A 15392-nucleotide genomic window follows, 5' to 3' on the forward strand; every position below is an offset into this window, starting at 1 on the left:
AGGCGAAGTTCTCGGCTACCCGGCGAGCTCGGCCGCGGCACGGCGAAGAAGCGCCGGGGCGCAGGCGTAATCACGAGTCTTCGGCCGGCACTCCGACATTCGTATCAGAATTTGTAACCGATGTCGCGGAGTAACCGCGTTCGGGCAGCGAGATCCGCCTCGCCTTCCACCCCGAGCGGTACCGGGCCGTCGACCACCCCGATGATGCCACGCCCCAGCGCCGTCTCGGCGACGATCACGTCGACAGGATTGGCAGTGGCGCAGAAGATGCCGCACACCTCCGGCACACGACGGATCGCGTTCAGCACGTTGACCGGGAAGCCCTCGCGCAGGAACACGATGAACGAGTGGCCGGCACCGATGGTTTGCGCGTTTTTCGCTGCCAGCTCGATCAGCGCGTCGTCGTTGCCCGATCGGCGTATCAACCGCGGCCCGGACGCTTCACAGAAAGCAAGCCCGAATTTCAGATAAGGACCGGTTCCTATGAGTACCTCGTGCAGGTCCTCGACCGTCTTGATGAAGTGAGCCTGACCGATGATCACGTTCTGATCATCCGGCTTCTCTATCCGCACAGCAGATAGTTCCATCGCTCCATCGTCGCCCAGCCCATCCCCTTGCACAAGGGCGCGCCGGCCGTGAAGGCTGCGCATCTGCTCAGACCGTCCGACCGGGCGACGCGTCGGTCGGAGACGAAACCGATCGTGCCGACCTCCGGGACCTACACCTATGCGGTTGGCCGTCTTATTCTCTCCGCGTTCTCCACGACGGAGGTTGCGAAGAAGTCGGCGAGAAGGATACGTCGACTCACAGCACGCTCTTCATTTGCCGGGAAATCAGATCTGTTGTCCGCCGCGGCGCAAGCCGTACCAGCCTGTCCAGAAGATTGGCGTCCTGGCCGATCACGACGCGGAACTTGCCCTTCTCCATGCCTCCGACGATGCGCCGGGCGGTGTGCTCGGGAGTCGTGGTCGGGACCTTTCGACTCCCCGGGTCGATCATCGTGACTCCGGAATTGCGGCTGAGGTCGGTACTGATGTTGCCCGGGAAGACGGTGGTGACAGTGACGTCCGTGTCGGCAAGCTCTTGGTACAGCCCCTCGCTGAATTGTTTGACCGCACCTTTTGTCGCGCTGTAGATCGTCTGCCCCGCGAAGGGCAGCAGGCCCGCCAAACTCGCCACATTGACCAGTGCGGCCTGAGGCCGCTGCCGCAGCTCGGGTAGAAACGCCAGGCACATGTTGACCGTGCCCCAGAAATTGATCTGCACGACTCGCTCGATCTCGCTGCGTTCCAAGTCGGCGACCGGAACGAACCGGTGGATCACGCCCGCAACGTTGATCAGCCCATCGACCTGCCCATGCTCTGCGATGACAGCCGCGGGCAGCGCGTTCACCGCGGCCACGTCGGTGACATCGGCGGTGTGCACAGACGATGGTCCAACTGATGCCATTCGTTGTATTCCCGATGCCGATCTGAATCGGTCAATTCGATGAACGAGAAAAAGGCCCGCTCCGAGAACAACTTTCACCTCCTGATACGAACGACGGCGTCGCGACTGCCACGGCACCGCCACGCTAGGACCCGCCGAGGATCGAACGAGCGCCGGATTCCGTTCATCGGGAAGGAAATGCTGCCCCCTTCCGGGCGCGTTCGACCTCTCCGCCCAGGGACCATTGCCGCATCTTCGCCGACCGAGGAAACCCGTCGGCTAGCTTGCGGGTTCGATCCGGAAGACCGGGTACCGGTCCGCGATCCGCGCGAACTCACCGAGCGGGGCGGTGCGATCGATCGGAAAGTGCGGACGCGCACCGGGAGCCACAGCAAGGTAACGGCGCAGAATCGGCGCCCGCTCCCCCACCTCCACCTCGGTGAGCCGGACCGCCTCACGCCCCCGCCGGAGCAGGAACGCGCGCCCCTGCGCCGCGCGCACATTGCGCACCCACCCTGCCTTCGCGCCCAGCATCGACACCAGGTACCGCTGCCCCTCGTACTCGGCGACCACGATCGGCAGCCGGACCGGGCGCCCGGTACGCCAACCGGACACTTCCAAAGTCATGGCATAGCCAGGAGACAACACACCCGCCGAATACATCCACTCCGAGGCCCGATTCAATACCCGGGCCGACATCCCCGGCCGGTCACCCCGATACATCCGGCGTTTCGCCGCATACAGCAGATCCCGCAGCCCGCCCATACAATCCACCTTTCCTCGCCTGCCCCCAGCAGTACCGCAAGACGGTAGCGCCCCCACTGTGCACCACGGAATCTCCACATGAGGCGACAGCCCCACTGCGCCGAAGTTGTTCTCGTAAGAATCCGCTGCCGCAGACAGCAGACGATGAGCCCGGGACCACACCGGATCTTTCCGCTACGGCGTCTTCGACGGCGACAACACCGTGTTCGGGGGCGTCGACCTGCACGACAGGGTCGGTTGCCGGGCAATCGACTCGGCTAACTCCGGCCGCATGATGATTTGGATCCGGCACTGGGGCTCACGTCGTCCGCATGTCCAGCATCGCCGCCCGGACCTCGTTCTTGAGGATCTTGCCCACCTTCGAGCGAGGCAGTTCGTTCCAGATCTCGATGTCCTTGGGCGCCTTGACACTTCCGATCCGTTGCTTGACGAAGGCGATGATGTCCTCGCCGGCGGTGTCGTGGCCGGCGCGGAGTTCGATTGCGGCGGTGACGCGTTCGCCCCACTTGGCATCGGGGAGGCCGACCACCGCCGCATCCTTGACCGCGGGATGTGCCGACAGGGCCTGCTCCACTTCCGCCGAATAGACGTTGAACCCGCCGGTGATGATCATGTCCTTCGCACGGTCGACCACGAACAGGAAGCCGTCGTCGTCCAGATAACCGATATCACCCGTGTGATGCCATCCGAAGGCGCTGACCTCCGCTGTCGCCGTGGGGTTTTCGTGATATCCGTCCATCACCAGCGGTCCGCGGACGACGATCTCGCCGCGCTCTCCGCGCGGAAGCAGTGTGCCCGCCGCGTCCATGATGGCGACGGTGGTCAATGGCGTCGGCCGGCCCGCCGACGTGAGGCGCTCGGTCGCCACCGATCCGTCCGGGCGGAAGTGGTCGGCCGGTGCCAGCGTGGCGATCATGTTCGGGGCCTCGGTCTGCCCGAACAGCTGACCGAGAACGGGTCCGATCCGGTGCAGGGCCTCCTCGAGCCGGGTCGGCGACATGGGAGCCGCGCCGTACCACAGACAGCGCAGTGATCCGAGGTCGCGGCTGTCGAGGTCGGGATGGTCGAGGACGCCGTAGACAACGGTGGGCGGGAGGAAGGCGTGGGTTATGCGGTGCCGCTCGATCGACGCGAGGAACTCGCCGATGTCGGGCGCCGGCATGATCACGACTTCGCCGCCGAGGCTGAGGATCGGAAAGGTCAGCACGCCCGCGGAATGCGTCAACGGCGCGAGCGCGAGGTAGCGCGGCCGGTCGCCGAACGGGTAGCTCATCAACGTCAGCGCCGTCGAGGTCATCATGTTGTCCTCGGTGAGCCGCACACCTTTCGGCCGCCCGGTGGTGCCACCGGTGCCGGCCAGCATGCACAGGCCGCCCTCCGGCCGGCGCGTCTCGTCGGGTTGCGCGAGATGCTCGGCGAGCCAGTCGTCGTAGCGCATCGCCCACTCGAATTCGCCGTCGAGACAGACGAGCCATTCCAGGCGGGGCAGGTCGCCGCGGATCCGGTCGACGAGCCCGGCGAACTTCTCCTGGAAGAACAGCAGCCGGCATCCGAACAGGTCGAACAGCTGCCGGTTCTCGTCGGCCTCGTTGCGGGGGTTGACCGGGCACCACACCGCCCCCGCCCGCGAGATGCCGAATACGCAGGTGAGTGCGAGGGGGTCGTTGGCCGACAGCACCGCCACCCGGTCGCCCGCCTCGATACCGGTGTGCTGCAGCGCACCCGCGATGCGGACGGATCGATCCTGGACTTCGCCGTAGCTGGCGGTCACGCCGCCGGTCGTGAGGCAGGGTTCCTCACGACCGAGCGACGCACCCTTGTCGAGATAATCTGCGAGACGCATCGTGGACCTCAGCGGTGCACACTGACGATGGGATCGAGCACGAGCCCGAACGCGCGCAGCGTCCCGAGCAGTTCCCGATGCCCGAAAGCCTGGCAGCTGGAGGCGAATCCGACGCGTCGTGGTGGGCCCTGCAGCAGTTCGGCGGCGGCGTGCGCGTTGAGCAGGGCCGTCTGCTTGTAGTTGCAGTTGCCGTGGATCACGCAGTGCGCGCGCCCGAGCGGACCGGAGGCGTACACCGAGTCCAGCGAGGTGTTGATCCGGGGGTTCTCCCGCGGCGGCATCTCGCTGCGAATCGCTGCCGACTGCTCGTCGATGATCCGGTACTTCTCCTCCTCCGACTTGCCTTCCATCTGCTGCAACGCCGCGGCCACCAACACCGGAACACCCTGCATCAGTGGACGATTGAACACGCCACCCAGCGCGCGGGCGTTGGCGACGCGTGGATCGTTCTTGAACCACACCGGGTGTGAGGTGCCGCCCCAGGGCAGCGCCAGGCCGAGTTCGTGCTGTCCCGGCACGCTGACGGTGTAGAGCCCCTCCTCGGGAGGCCATTCGACGTACTCGTTCTGTTCCAGGTAGTACGCCTTGGCGAAGGCCGCGTTGGTGAGGATGGTGTTGGTCGAGGCCACGGTGGGATGGCCCTTCCAGAACACCTGGATGTCGAGGGTGTCGAGGCCGGGATTCTCCAGGCAGATGTTCGCGGCGATCTCACCGATCGAGTACATCTGAGCAAGGCCGGGCGTGAGAAGCAGTCCGCGCGAGGCGAAGTCGGCGCTGTACCGGGCCTGCGCGTCGATCATCCAGTTCTGCTCACCGTTGGTATCGGTGTAGTGGGCGCCGATCTCCAGGCAGGCTTGCACTACTTCGTGGCCGTAGCGAGCGAAGGGACCGACGGTGTTGAGCACGACATCCGCGCCTCGGAATGCCTCGGCCAGTGCGGCGGTGGTGTGTTCGACCTCGACGATCTCGTGGTCGACGGTGTCGATGCCCGGCACGGCATCGACTGCGGCTTTGACGCGACCGTGGTCGCGACCGGCGGCGAGGAACGGAATGGTGTACTCGCGCAAGTACTCACAGATAAGACGACCGGTGTAACCGGAGGCACCGTAGACGACGACGCGCTTGTCGGTGGGCATGGCTGGACTCCTCTGAAGGTTGGGGTGTCGGTGAAAGCTGTTGCGACGGTCGAAGATCCGGGCTACATCCCCATGCCTCCGTCGACCGGGAGGCCCGCTCCGGTGATGAATTTCGCCGCGTCCGAGACGAGGAATACGACGGCGTCGGCCATATCGTCGACCTGGCCGAGGCGGCCGAGCGGCGTGAGCTCGGCGACGGCTTGCGCGGCGGCCTCGGGAGAGGGGAAGAGCCCGAGTTCGGCGCAGTCGACGGCGAGCTTGTTGCCCATGGCGGTCGGGGTCAGCGCCGGGTAGATGCAGTTGACCCGCACGCCGTAGCCGAGTTTGCCGGATTCTGCCGCGGCGACCCTGGTGAGCCGGTCGATGCCGGATTTGGTCGCCGAGTACATGCTGATGCCCGGGAACGCGATCGTCGCCGCCACGGACGCGATGTTGACCACCGCTCCCCCGTTGCCGGCCGCACCGCCGGGACGCATGGCGCGGAACGCATGCTTGATACCGAGCGCGGTGCCCAACAGGTTGATCTCCATCATCTTCGATGTCGCTACGGGGTCGAGATCGACCAGCAGGTTCGTGACCTCGACACCCGCGTTGTTCACGACGATGTCCAGCCCGCCCAGCGCCTGCACCGTGGTGGTGGTCGCGGCCTCCCATGCGGCGTCGTCGGTGACGTCGAACGCGATGAATTCGGCTTTCGCCCCCGCCTTCCGCAGCGCCTCGGCGGCTTGCCGGCCGCCCTCGACGTCGATGTCGCCGATCGCCACCGAGGCGCCCGCCGCCGCGAGCGCTCGAGCCATGCCGGCCCCCAGGCCCTGTGCCCCACCGGTCACCAGTGCGGTGCGTCCGGCCAGGTTGTAGCTCGTCATATCGATACCTCTTCGTCGAAATCCGCAAGCGTCGCGAACTTGCGAGCGTGATGTGGGAGACAGTCATCAGTCGATGTGTCGCAGGCCACAGTAAGCGGGAATCTTGACACTCGTCAAGACTTTTCTTGACAGACGTCAAGACTTCCTTGGACACTCGTCAAAGGACGCCGCACGGGCACCGCTACACTCAAAGGACAGACATGACGTGACCCGGACAGGACTCAACGTGACGCAGGTCGCCGACCCCAAAGCCCGCGTGGAAGAACGCGCCCGCGACAAGTTCCAGGCGCGGCGCAACGAGCTGGCCAGGGCCACTCTGCACACGTTGGCCGAACTCGGTTACGCGCGCACGAGCCTGCGCGAGATCGCACAGAACTCCGAGTACTCGCACGGCGTACTGCACTACTACTTCACCGACAAACTCGACCTGATCGCCCACGCCGTACGCCAATACGAGGCGGTCTGCGTCACCCGCTACGACGAGGTCTGCGCGGCGGCGGAGAGCGCCGAGCAGCTTCGTACCGAGTTCGCCGCGACCTTCTTCGGAACCCTCCAGGCCGACGCGGCGATACACCGGCTCTGGTACGACCTGCGCAACCAGAGCCTGTTCGACGACTCGTTCCGCGCCGACGTCCTCGACATCGAGGCCCGCCGGGAGGAGATGATCTGGCGGGTCGTCTCACGCTACTGCGAACTTTCCGGCACGGAACCGGCGCTGACGCCCGCCACCGTCTACGTCACCATCGACGGGATCTTTCAGCGCACACTGCTGCACCACATCGCCGGCCGGGCAGCCGAAATCGACCGAGCCCGCGACCAGCTCGACGCGGTTTTCGCCCTACTGAGCGCACCGACCGGCCGAAACCGGATCGAGGCGACCTCACCGGCGAAGTGAGGCAGAACCGGCAATCCCACACTCCCCCGATCTCCCGATGAAGTGGCGCTCTGCGAGCCGAAAGGTTCTCGGTCCGTTGCGCTTCCGAGGATGTGGGGACCGGTTGTCATGGCTGGGCGAAGAACTCGCGGAGGGAGGGGGCGACGGCGGTGGGGTTGCCGCCGCTGTTGGTCTGGCTGGGATCGGCGGGTGAGCCGTGGTCCAGGCCGGGCAGCGTCACGCCCCGGTTGTGCGGGAGGGCGACAGGTGTCGCGACCAAGTTGCCGATATGGCTCTCGCGCTCGACCCACCCGTGGTCGCCTCCGCGACCGACACCGGCCTGATCCTCGACGTCGTCAGCATCACCATCGCCGACCCCCTCGGCCGCGGCGAACCCCACCTGCGACTAAACGACGGCACCACGATCGCACTGCCCGTACCGCTGCGCGACTGGGCGATGACCATGCTCGTCACCCACCACCACCGCGCCGACGACGAAGTCCCCATCTTCCCTTGCCGCATCGAGTTCGGCGTCCGCGACGGCCACATGTACGCCCGACCCCTATCCCCCGCCGGACACCACGACGCGCAGGTAGCGGGATCGACGCCACCCACGGTCCGACCGCCGCCACGGCGACCGGCCTTACGCCACGGCTCGTTCGTCACCGCCCAGCGTCCGGTTCAGCCGTGGACTCGCGATGCGCCGATCCGGTCGATGCGGACGCGCCCCCACGCTCCGAGCGGTTCCAGGGCGGCATTCAGTGCCGAACCCAGTTCGGTGAGTTCGTATTCCACGCGCGGCGGAACCTCCGGGAAGACGTTGCGGGTGATGATGTCGTCTTCCTCGAGTTCGCGCAGATGCTGGATGAGCATCTTCTCCGAGACACCGGGCAGCCCACGGCGGAGTTCCCCGAATCGGCGGACGCCGTGTGCTTCCAACTCCCAGAGGATGAGCGGTTTCCACTTGCCGCCGAGCACGTCCATGGCGGCGTCGATGCCGCAGAAGTATGGTCCGGATCTCTTCGCGCCCATCGGCACCCTCGCTATCTGTTCACACACCTGCTGGTAAGTACCCGACCGAATAGTAGGTACTTGTCGAATGAACGGCCTTGCCGCAGGGTTGATTCCAGCGCGCTGACCACAACGTTTCCCAGTTTCCAAGGAGTTGATCCGCAATGGCGGAACAGACCACAGTGACGGTCCTCGGGCTCGGCGCGATGGGCCGCGCACTGGCCGCGGCGTTCGTGCGAGGCGGCCACCCGACAACGGTGTGGAACCGGACCGCGGGCAAGGATGCCGACCTGATCGCCTCCGGCGCCACCCGCGCATCCTCGATCGTCGACGCGGTGCGGGCGAGCGATGTCATCGTGACCGTGTTGCTCGACCACGCCTCCGTCCATGCCACGCTGGACCCGGTTGCCGGACAGCTACGGGGGCGGCAGCTGATCAATCTCACCAGTACCTCACCCGAGGAGGCTCGGGAGCTGGCCCGCTGGGCCGCCGACCACGGCATCGACTATCTCGACGGCGGCATCATGGCGGTCCCGCAGATGATCGGCGGGCCGGGCTCGTCGGTTCTCTACAGCGGATCCCGCTCGGTATTCGACGCGAATCGCGCAGCTCTCGAATTGCTCGGCACCGCAGAGTATTTCGGCGCGGACGCCGGTCTCGCCTCGCTGTACGACTTCGCCCTGCTGGCCGGGATGTACACGATGTTCACCGGATTCCTGCATGGTGCGGCCATGGTCGCCTCGGCCGGGCAGTCGGTCGCGGCGTTCTCCGATCGGGCCGCCGCATGGGCCAGTGCCATGTCGCAATCCCTGCCCGAGTACGGACGGATCATCGAATCCGGGGATTACACCACCGATCGGCAACATTTGGCCTTCCAGAAGGCGGCGCTGGACGCGATCGTGCGCGCCAGCCGCGATGCCGGTGTCGCCCTCGACATGGTCGCGCCGGTCAAGAATCTGATCGACCGCCAGGTCGCCGATGGGCACGGGGCACTGGCGTTCGCGCGAACCTTCGAAGAGCTGCGATGAAGAGACCGTGGTCCAGCCGGCGGTGAACCCGAGGTCGACACTCGCAGCCTGGTCCTCATCGGGGGCGTGCACCTCGACCGGCTGCACGCCATCCATCCGCGGTGGGATGGCTCGCCGGCGAGCTACTCAGTGCGTTCTCGCCGGCGACAGGCGCGCGATCTGGTTCCGGAAGCTTTCCCGAAGGGCAGCTTCTGTGAATTCCGAACGGGCGGCGGGATCTCTGGCGACTCGGCTCTCCCAATGGAGACGAGCATCGTTCTTCGAGATCCTCTTCGCTCCGTGCCCGGGAAGGGCCCGGTATGCGCCGGGTTGAGGGACGGGGCGGTGCATGAATACCCAGCCGCCGGTCCAATCGATCCGCAACTGCAGGCGCGCACCGGGATAGAAGTCGAGGAGCCACCCTCGTCCGGTCAGCAGTGATCGCTCGAGGGACGGGACCTGCCGCGCGCGGCAGGTTGCCGCGATTTCAGGCGCGAGGCGGTCGAGGGCGACGATCACGTCCTGCCATGCCACAGGCGCGTCCGTCTCCGGCGCAGACTTGTTCGATTGCGGCTCTGCTTCCGGTGTCTGCCAGCGAATCCGCTGTCCGATCCCCACGGATGAACAGGTTCGCACGACTACCACATTCCTGCAAGCGAGCGGGCTCGAAGTGGGGTCACGGAATGGGCCGGAGGCAAATTGCCTGTTAATGGTCACGCGGTACGGCACAGCCCGAGGCGCGTCGCGTAGACGGCCGCGGCGGTCCGGTTGGACGATGCCGTGCGGCGCAGGATCGCCTCCACGTGGGTGGCGACCGTCGATGCGCCGATCCGCAAGGTGCGGGCGATCTCGGTGTTGGCCGCACCGTGCGAAAGCAGTTCCAGCACTTCGAGTTCCCGCAGCGTCAGTCCCGCGGGCGGCGGCACGGGGCGGTGCCGGACGAGGGTGCCACCGCGCACCGCGTCCAGGCGGACCTCGTGCACTTGCGCGCCGTGGATCACCGTCACCGCCGCAGCCCGGTCACGACCGATCAGGGCGGCGGCCAGGTCCATGCGGGCGCCGGCGGTCAAGGGGCGTGGGGTGCCGTCACGATCGATGAGCAGAGCCTCCTCCCCCGCGCCGATCGCGATGGCTCCGCCGTCCGTCGGGCGCAGCGGATCGACCGCGGCGGCGAGCGCGTCGGAGACCAGGGTGGTCAGCGGCAGGGTGTGCTCGTCGAGCGGGGTGTAGGTACTCAGGTTCAGCAAGCCGAGGTAGCGGCCGTGCGGCGAGTAGAGGCAGTGGCTGAGCCCGTCGCGAAAGCCGTTGCGCCGGATGACGTCGAAGACGACGCCGCGCCGCCGCCGCCCGTCCACGTCGTGCAGCAGTACCGGGAGCCTGGTCTCGCGCAGTTCGTCGTACAGCTCCATGGCCGGCATGGCGTCGTTGATCAGGTCCAGCGTCGGGGTGCTGTAGCCGAAATTGGTGTAGGTGGTGTGCTCGCCGGTCACCGGGTCCGGGGTCGACAGCGCGGCATGGTCGTAGGGCACCACTCGGCGCAGCGCGAACAGCAGACGGCCGGCCTGCTGTTTGAGGGGTTCGCCCCCGGGTGATCCGGCCGCCGTGTCCCGGAGTTCGAGCGCGGCGGCGAGACGCGCACGCACCGCCGACTCGCTCATGCGGTCATGGTAGGTGCGCGGCTAGCGACTTGTCCGCGATTGCGCCTCCGCAATTCTGCCGATACGCGCCGTGATGTTCGCTCCTACCCTTCGCCCATCCTGCCCGCGAAGCACGAGGAGAAAATCGCATGGATGTCGCCGAATACGCCGCACACGACGCCACCGGTCTGGCGGAGCTGATCCGCGACGGACAGGTCAGCGCGGCCGAGGTCTGGACGGCCGCAGCGACCGCCCTGGACGCGGTCGAGCCCGAACTGGCCGCCGTGGCGGGCGAGCGCTTCGACGAACCGCTCGACTACGACGAGTCCGGTCCGTTCGCCGGTGTGCCGTTCGCGCTCAAGGACCTCATCGCGCACGCGGGCGGGGTGCCGAGCCGCAGCGGCAGCAGGCTGTTCGGTGCGGGTGTCGCCCACCCGGAGGACACCCATCTGGTGGCGCGGTTCCGCCGCGCGGGCCTGGCGATCGGCGCGATCACCCGGAGCCCGGAGTTCGGATTCAATGCCACCACCGAAGCTCTCGCCTACGGCGGACCGAGCCGCAACCCCTGGGCCACCGACCGCAGCCCCGGCGGTTCCAGCGGCGCCTCGGCGGCGCTGGTCGCCGGCGGCGCGCTGCCGATGGCGCACGCCAACGACGGCGGCGGCTCGATCCGCATCCCCGCCGCCGCGTGCGGTGTGGTCGGCCTCAAGCCGAGCCGAGGGCGGACCACACCCGGCCCTGACTTCGCCGACCCGCTGCTGGGGCTCGGCATCGAATTCGCCGTCACCCGCACCGTGCGCGACAGCGCGCGGCTGCTCGACGCGGTGCACGGCGCCGAGCCCGGCGACCGCTACCTGCTGCCCGGCCCGGTGCGCAGCTTCGCCGAGCACGCCGCCGCCGGGTTCCCGGCCACTGCGAATCGCCGTCACCGCGACCCCGATGGACGCCGGTCGCGCCGTCGACCCGGAATGCGTGGCCGCGGTGAACCACGTGGCCGAGCGGTTGGCCGAGATGGGGCACATCGTCGAGGAGGCCGCACCCGAACTCGATGTGGCGGCCTTCGACCAGGCCAACCTCGACGCGTGGTGCAGTTTCCTCGCCGACGCCGTCCTGGGTGCCTCGGCGCAGCTGGGCGTGCAGGCGAGCCGGGAGCACCTGGAGGCGACCACGCTGGCGTGCGTCGAATACGGAAAGACGCTGTCCGCCTTCGACATCTACGCCGCCGACCGGGTGTTCAACCAGACCACCCGCGCGGTCGCCGGCTTCCTCACCCGCTACGACGTGCTGCTGACACCCACGACCAGCGCGCCACCGATCCCGCTGGGTCACCTCGACGCCGACGACGCCTCGCTGAGCGCCCGCGAGTGGTACGACCGCATCTTCGACTACGGCAGCTTCACCGCGCTGTTCAACGTCACCGGTATGCCCGCCATCTCGCTGCCGCTGGCCGAATCCGCGACGGGGTTGCCGATCGGAATCCAGTTCGCCGGCCGCCACGGCGACGAGGCCACGCTGCTGGCGCTGGCCGGGGACCTCGAGCGCGCCATGCCGTGGGCGGACCGCCGTCCGGCCGTGCACGCGGGGCGGTAGCAATCGTGGCAGCTGACCAATTTCAGTGGACAGTCATACACTGAATGGGTGAGCGATCGGCAGGAGGAGATCGAGGCGCTCGCCCGGTTGGCCGGCGATGAACTAGGCGGTGCCGTCGATGGGATCGCCGCGGTACATCGCGCCGTCTCCGATCACGTTTTCGCTGCCGTGCGGCTGGGTGTCGGCCCGGCCGCACGGCCGGCGCAGGTGGTACACGACACCATCGCCGACAACGTGTACCGGATCGTCGGCGATTCCGCGGTGGCGGCGGGCATGCTGGCCGGACATGCCGCGACGTTCTCCGGGGTCCCCACCCCGTCGCGCACGGTTTTCGGCTCCGGCTTCCTCGCGGCCCTGCAAGGTTTGATCGGTGACACTCTCGCCCAGCAGCGGCCGATTCTGGCCGAGCCCATGGCATTTCGGTCCGACGGCGAACCGGTGGCGCCGGAACGGCTCGCGAAGCACATCACGAACCCGAGCGGTCGAGTCGTGATCTTCCTGCACGGTTTGGCGGAAACCGAACACGCGTGGCGTCTCGGCGGCAGACCGACCTACGCCGAACGACTCGAGGCCGATCTCGGCTGCACATCCCTTCAGGTGCGATACAACAGCGGTCTGCACATTTCCGAGAACGCCCAGCAACTGAACGATTTGTTACAGCGCCTCGCCGAGCACTGGCCGGTCGAGATCGAACAGTTGTCGCTGGTCGGCCATTCGATGGGTGGACTCATAGCCCGCAGCGCGTGTTTCCACGCCGCCGAGGAGCGACGTTCCTGGGTACAGTACGTGCGCCAGCTGGTCTGCCTCGGGTCACCCCACCTGGGAGCACCACTCGAGCAAATCGTCCATTACCTCTCCGCAGCACTGGTCCGCGTCCCGGAGACCCGCCCCTTCGGACGGCTACTACGCCGCCGCAGTGCGGGCATCCGCGATCTGCGCCATGGTTCACTCGTCGATCAAAACTGGGACCGTGTGGACGCGGATGCGCTGCGCCGCAGAGCGATCCGCGAGATACCCCTCCTCGAAGGCGCCGATCACTACTTCGTCACCGCGACCATAACCCGCAGCCCGCAAAATCCCCTGGGCCGCTTGATCGGGGACGGTCTGGTGCTGACCACGAGCGGTTCGGGCCGGAATCGCGCCCGCCGCATAGGTTTCGACGACGACAACGGCCTGCACCTACCCGGCGCGAATCATTTCACGCTACTCAACCACGAGGCAGTCTATGAAGCATTGACCCACTGGCTGCGCGGCGAGCGCGAACAGAAGTCGCTTCGTCCAGGCTGACGCCGGCCGTTCGACCGATCACGCGTCATGTCCCACATCGGGATTCGGCTCCAGTTGTTCGGACACGATCCAGCGACCGGTTGCCGGAACCGCGCACAGGATGAAAATCAGCAGGCTCACAGCGATCGGTATGTACAAGAAGGCGAAGCCTCTGTTGACAAGTTGCACCACGCTCCCGACCAGCGCCGCCCCCGACGCGAGGATCAACAGGACTCGGCCCGTCTGCATGTACGTCAGCAGCAGGAATCCTCCGACAACCCAGGCCGGTCCGATGACAGCGGCGACGATGCCCACGACCACCAGGTCCGTGGATCGGCTGATCTCGGTCGGCGCTTCGCGGGCCTGATCCTCGATTCCGGCGATCGTGTAGAGAACCCACAGGATTCCGGCGATGCCGGTGAGCAGTCCTGCTACCAGCGCTGTGATGGCTGCGGTGATGGCGGTCGCACCATGTGGCGCAAACGACTCCGGGTGTGCCTGCGGATCTCTCACACCACCGCCCCCTCATCGTTTCGGGTGAGACTACCTCGCGGTGCCGAGAGCTGAAGAGGTGGTCTCACCCGCCTCGCGCCATCCTCCACAGGAATTGCATCGCGACGAAACCGCAGCCATCAGCCGACAGGCTGGTGGCTGCGGAGGCGTGGACCGGTGTGCACGGGAAGGCGTTCGTATCCGTGCAGCGTGAAGAGCGGGCGACGGGTAGGCGCGTCGGTCGATCGCAGGTCAGGGAAGGTCTCGAAAAGAGCTCGCAGGGCATGCACCGCTTCCATCCGTGCCAGACCGGCGCCCAGGCACACATGGATACCGCTGCTGAACGACAGGTGGTTGTTGGCATTGTTCCTGGTGATGTCGAAACGGGCCGGCTCGGTGAACACAGCGGGGTCGCGGTTCGCGCCGGCCAATGAGAGCACCACGGTCGAACCCGCACGAAGTCGGATACCGCCGATCTCCAGCGTTGTCCGGGTGGTGCGGGCGGTGGTTTGCACCGGCGGATCGATCCGCAGGATTTCCTCGACCGCGTTGGGCCACAGCTCCGGTTCGGCGCGCAATCGACTCAACTGATCGGGGTGACGCAGCAGCCAGGTGATGCCCTTGCCGATCACGTTGACCGTTGTTTCGAAGCCCGCAGCCATCAGCAGGGTCGCCGAGGCGCACAGTTCGTGGGTGGACAGATCGCTTCCGGTGACAAGGTTGCTGAGGACATCGTCGCCGGGTTCGGCGCGAAGGCGGTCGATGTGCTCCATGAGATATCGGTGCACTCGCTCCGAGGATTCCATCGCCCGCTGATGTGTGTGCCAGGAGATCCCCAGGTCGAGCAACGGACTGATGTCGTCGCCCCAGCGCAGGAACATCTCGCGGTCGGCATCCGGGAAGCCGAGTATTTCGGAGATGATGGCGATGGGCACCTGCGCGGCATACTGCGCCACCAGATCGGCGGGCCCGTCGTCGGGGAGCATTGCGAGCAGTTCCGCTGTGACGGTCTCGATTCGCTCGCGCAGCCGGGCGATGGCACGGGGTGTGAAGGCCGCAGTCACCGGTTTGCGCATCCGCGTGTGTTCGGGCTGGTCGATCACCAGCATCGACGGCGGATCCACCGGGTTCGGCGGGACGGGCCGGCGGTGCAGCAGGCGCCGTCCGAGGCGCGGCGCGAGCATCGTCGGTACGCCCACGCCGAAACGCTTGTCACGCAGTATTTCTCGGGCCATATCGTGATCGAAGGTGATCCACACCGGGTGCGCCCGGATCAATCCACCCTTTCCGCGCATCTTCTCGATCAGGGCGTACGGGTTTTCTATCCCCTCCGCGCTGCCGATCAATTGCGCGAATAGATCACCGCGACGGAGCTGCACCTTCTTGAACAGGAGGATCACCCCGTGATTGTTGACCCACCGATACAGGTACTGCGGTTTCATCGAGCCCTTCCATTCCGGTCGAAGTCCGGTCGCGG

General features: G+C 66.8%; 16 protein-coding genes and 1 pseudogene. 5 read left to right on the top strand and 12 right to left on the bottom strand.

Annotated features, from left to right (window positions below; genetic code table 11):
* Positions 1–104: 104 nt before the first annotated feature.
* The 6 genes from NE2_RS10310 to NE2_RS10335 form a co-directional block, all read right to left on the bottom strand.
* On the bottom strand, positions 105–587 hold the full coding sequence (locus NE2_RS10310) for an adenosine-specific kinase (protein ID WP_063025722.1): 483 nt from the start codon (positions 585–587) through the stop codon (positions 105–107).
* Between the two features lie 217 nt (positions 588–804).
* A complete protein-coding gene (locus NE2_RS10315) occupies positions 805–1425 on the bottom strand; it encodes an SDR family NAD(P)-dependent oxidoreductase (protein WP_233429729.1) in 621 nt (206 codons plus the stop codon).
* A 282-nt stretch (positions 1426–1707) separates the two neighbouring features.
* Positions 1708–2193 (bottom strand): PNPOx family protein, encoded by a 486-nt coding sequence (locus tag NE2_RS10320; RefSeq protein WP_063025723.1) that lies wholly within the window; start codon positions 2191–2193, stop codon positions 1708–1710.
* Between the two features lie 298 nt (positions 2194–2491).
* Entirely contained in the window at positions 2492–4036 is a 1545-nt protein-coding gene (locus tag NE2_RS10325) for an AMP-binding protein (RefSeq protein ID WP_063025724.1), read from the bottom strand.
* Between the two features lie 8 nt (positions 4037–4044).
* Positions 4045–5172 (bottom strand): DUF5938 domain-containing protein, encoded by a 1128-nt coding sequence (locus NE2_RS10330; RefSeq protein WP_063025725.1) that lies wholly within the window; start codon positions 5170–5172, stop codon positions 4045–4047.
* A 62-nt stretch (positions 5173–5234) separates the two neighbouring features.
* The gene (locus tag NE2_RS10335; RefSeq protein ID WP_063025726.1) at positions 5235–6038 is read right to left on the bottom strand and encodes an SDR family NAD(P)-dependent oxidoreductase; all 804 of its coding nucleotides are present in this window, start codon (positions 6036–6038) and stop codon (positions 5235–5237) included.
* 226 nt (positions 6039–6264) lie between these two features.
* On the opposite strand from NE2_RS10335, the gene NE2_RS10340 reads away from it, so the two are divergent.
* The gene (locus NE2_RS10340; RefSeq protein WP_063025786.1) at positions 6265–6933 is read left to right on the top strand and encodes a TetR/AcrR family transcriptional regulator; all 669 of its coding nucleotides are present in this window, start codon (positions 6265–6267) and stop codon (positions 6931–6933) included.
* Positions 6934–7039: 106 nt separating this feature from the next.
* Here the strand turns inward: NE2_RS10340 and NE2_RS10345 are convergent, their stop codons facing one another.
* Both NE2_RS10345 and NE2_RS10350 read right to left on the bottom strand, forming a co-directional pair.
* Positions 7040–7312: a hypothetical protein gene (locus NE2_RS10345; protein WP_063025727.1), complete on the bottom strand. Its 273-nt coding sequence runs from the start codon at positions 7310–7312 to the stop codon at positions 7040–7042.
* A gap of 281 nt (positions 7313–7593) precedes the next feature.
* Entirely contained in the window at positions 7594–7944 is a 351-nt protein-coding gene (locus tag NE2_RS10350; RefSeq protein ID WP_063025787.1) for a winged helix-turn-helix transcriptional regulator, read from the bottom strand.
* 143 nt (positions 7945–8087) lie between these two features.
* Between NE2_RS10350 and NE2_RS10355 the strand changes: the two genes are divergently transcribed.
* Positions 8088–8951 carry an NAD(P)-dependent oxidoreductase gene (locus NE2_RS10355; protein ID WP_063025728.1) on the top strand — a complete coding sequence of 288 codons (864 nt, stop codon included), beginning with the start codon at positions 8088–8090 and terminating at the stop codon, positions 8949–8951.
* Between the two features lie 126 nt (positions 8952–9077).
* On the opposite strand, the gene NE2_RS10360 is transcribed toward NE2_RS10355, so the two are convergent.
* The gene (locus tag NE2_RS10360) at positions 9078–9548 is read right to left on the bottom strand and encodes a hypothetical protein (protein ID WP_146165160.1); all 471 of its coding nucleotides are present in this window, start codon (positions 9546–9548) and stop codon (positions 9078–9080) included.
* 95 nt (positions 9549–9643) lie between these two features.
* Positions 9644–10588, bottom strand: a complete 945-nt coding sequence (locus tag NE2_RS10365; RefSeq protein ID WP_063025730.1) for a LuxR C-terminal-related transcriptional regulator — start codon at positions 10586–10588, stop codon at positions 9644–9646.
* A gap of 128 nt (positions 10589–10716) precedes the next feature.
* On the opposite strand from NE2_RS10365, the pseudogene NE2_RS37435 reads away from it, so the two are divergent.
* The 3 genes and pseudogenes from NE2_RS37435 to NE2_RS10375 all read left to right on the top strand — a co-directional run.
* Positions 10717–11394 (top strand): annotated as a pseudogene (locus NE2_RS37435) (amidase family protein); the annotation flags it as partial.
* Positions 11395–11506: 112 nt separating this feature from the next.
* Entirely contained in the window at positions 11507–12157 is a 651-nt protein-coding gene (locus NE2_RS37440; protein WP_267888175.1) for an amidase family protein, read from the top strand.
* 48 nt (positions 12158–12205) lie between these two features.
* Entirely contained in the window at positions 12206–13444 is a 1239-nt protein-coding gene (locus NE2_RS10375) for an esterase/lipase family protein (protein WP_063025731.1), read from the top strand.
* Positions 13445–13462: 18 nt separating this feature from the next.
* Here the strand turns inward: NE2_RS10375 and NE2_RS10380 are convergent, their stop codons facing one another.
* Complete coding sequence (locus NE2_RS10380) at positions 13463–13936, bottom strand: hypothetical protein (RefSeq protein ID WP_063025732.1); 474 nt, start codon at positions 13934–13936, stop codon at positions 13463–13465.
* A gap of 119 nt (positions 13937–14055) precedes the next feature.
* Positions 14056–15357: a cytochrome P450 gene (locus tag NE2_RS10385; protein WP_063025788.1), complete on the bottom strand. Its 1302-nt coding sequence runs from the start codon at positions 15355–15357 to the stop codon at positions 14056–14058.
* Positions 15358–15392 lie beyond the last annotated feature (35 nt).

The organism is Nocardia elegans NBRC 108235, assembly GCF_001612845.1.
GTDB classification, from domain to species: Bacteria; Actinomycetota; Actinomycetes; order Mycobacteriales; family Mycobacteriaceae; genus Nocardia; species Nocardia nova.

Bases quoted from the DNA above. Each gene is read 5' to 3' on its own strand.
- NE2_RS10310 (WP_063025722.1), bottom strand. From the start codon at position 587: ATGGAACTATCTGCTGTGCGGATAGAGAAGCCGGATGATCAGAACGTG.
- NE2_RS10320 (WP_063025723.1), bottom strand. From the start codon at position 2,193: ATGGGCGGGCTGCGGGATCTGCTGTATGCGGCGAAACGCCGGATGTAT.
- NE2_RS10325 (WP_063025724.1), bottom strand. From the start codon at position 4,036: ATGCGTCTCGCAGATTATCTCGACAAGGGTGCGTCGCTCGGTCGTGAG.
- NE2_RS10330 (WP_063025725.1), bottom strand. From the start codon at position 5,172: ATGCCCACCGACAAGCGCGTCGTCGTCTACGGTGCCTCCGGTTACACC.
- NE2_RS10335 (WP_063025726.1), bottom strand. From the start codon at position 6,038: ATGACGAGCTACAACCTGGCCGGACGCACCGCACTGGTGACCGGTGGG.
- NE2_RS10350 (WP_063025787.1), bottom strand. From the start codon at position 7,944: ATGGGCGCGAAGAGATCCGGACCATACTTCTGCGGCATCGACGCCGCC.
- NE2_RS10355 (WP_063025728.1), top strand. From the start codon at position 8,088: ATGGCGGAACAGACCACAGTGACGGTCCTCGGGCTCGGCGCGATGGGC.
- NE2_RS10365 (WP_063025730.1), bottom strand. From the start codon at position 10,588: ATGAGCGAGTCGGCGGTGCGTGCGCGTCTCGCCGCCGCGCTCGAACTC.
- NE2_RS37440 (WP_267888175.1), top strand. From the start codon at position 11,507: ATGGACGCCGGTCGCGCCGTCGACCCGGAATGCGTGGCCGCGGTGAAC.
- NE2_RS10385 (WP_063025788.1), bottom strand. From the start codon at position 15,357: ATGAAACCGCAGTACCTGTATCGGTGGGTCAACAATCACGGGGTGATC.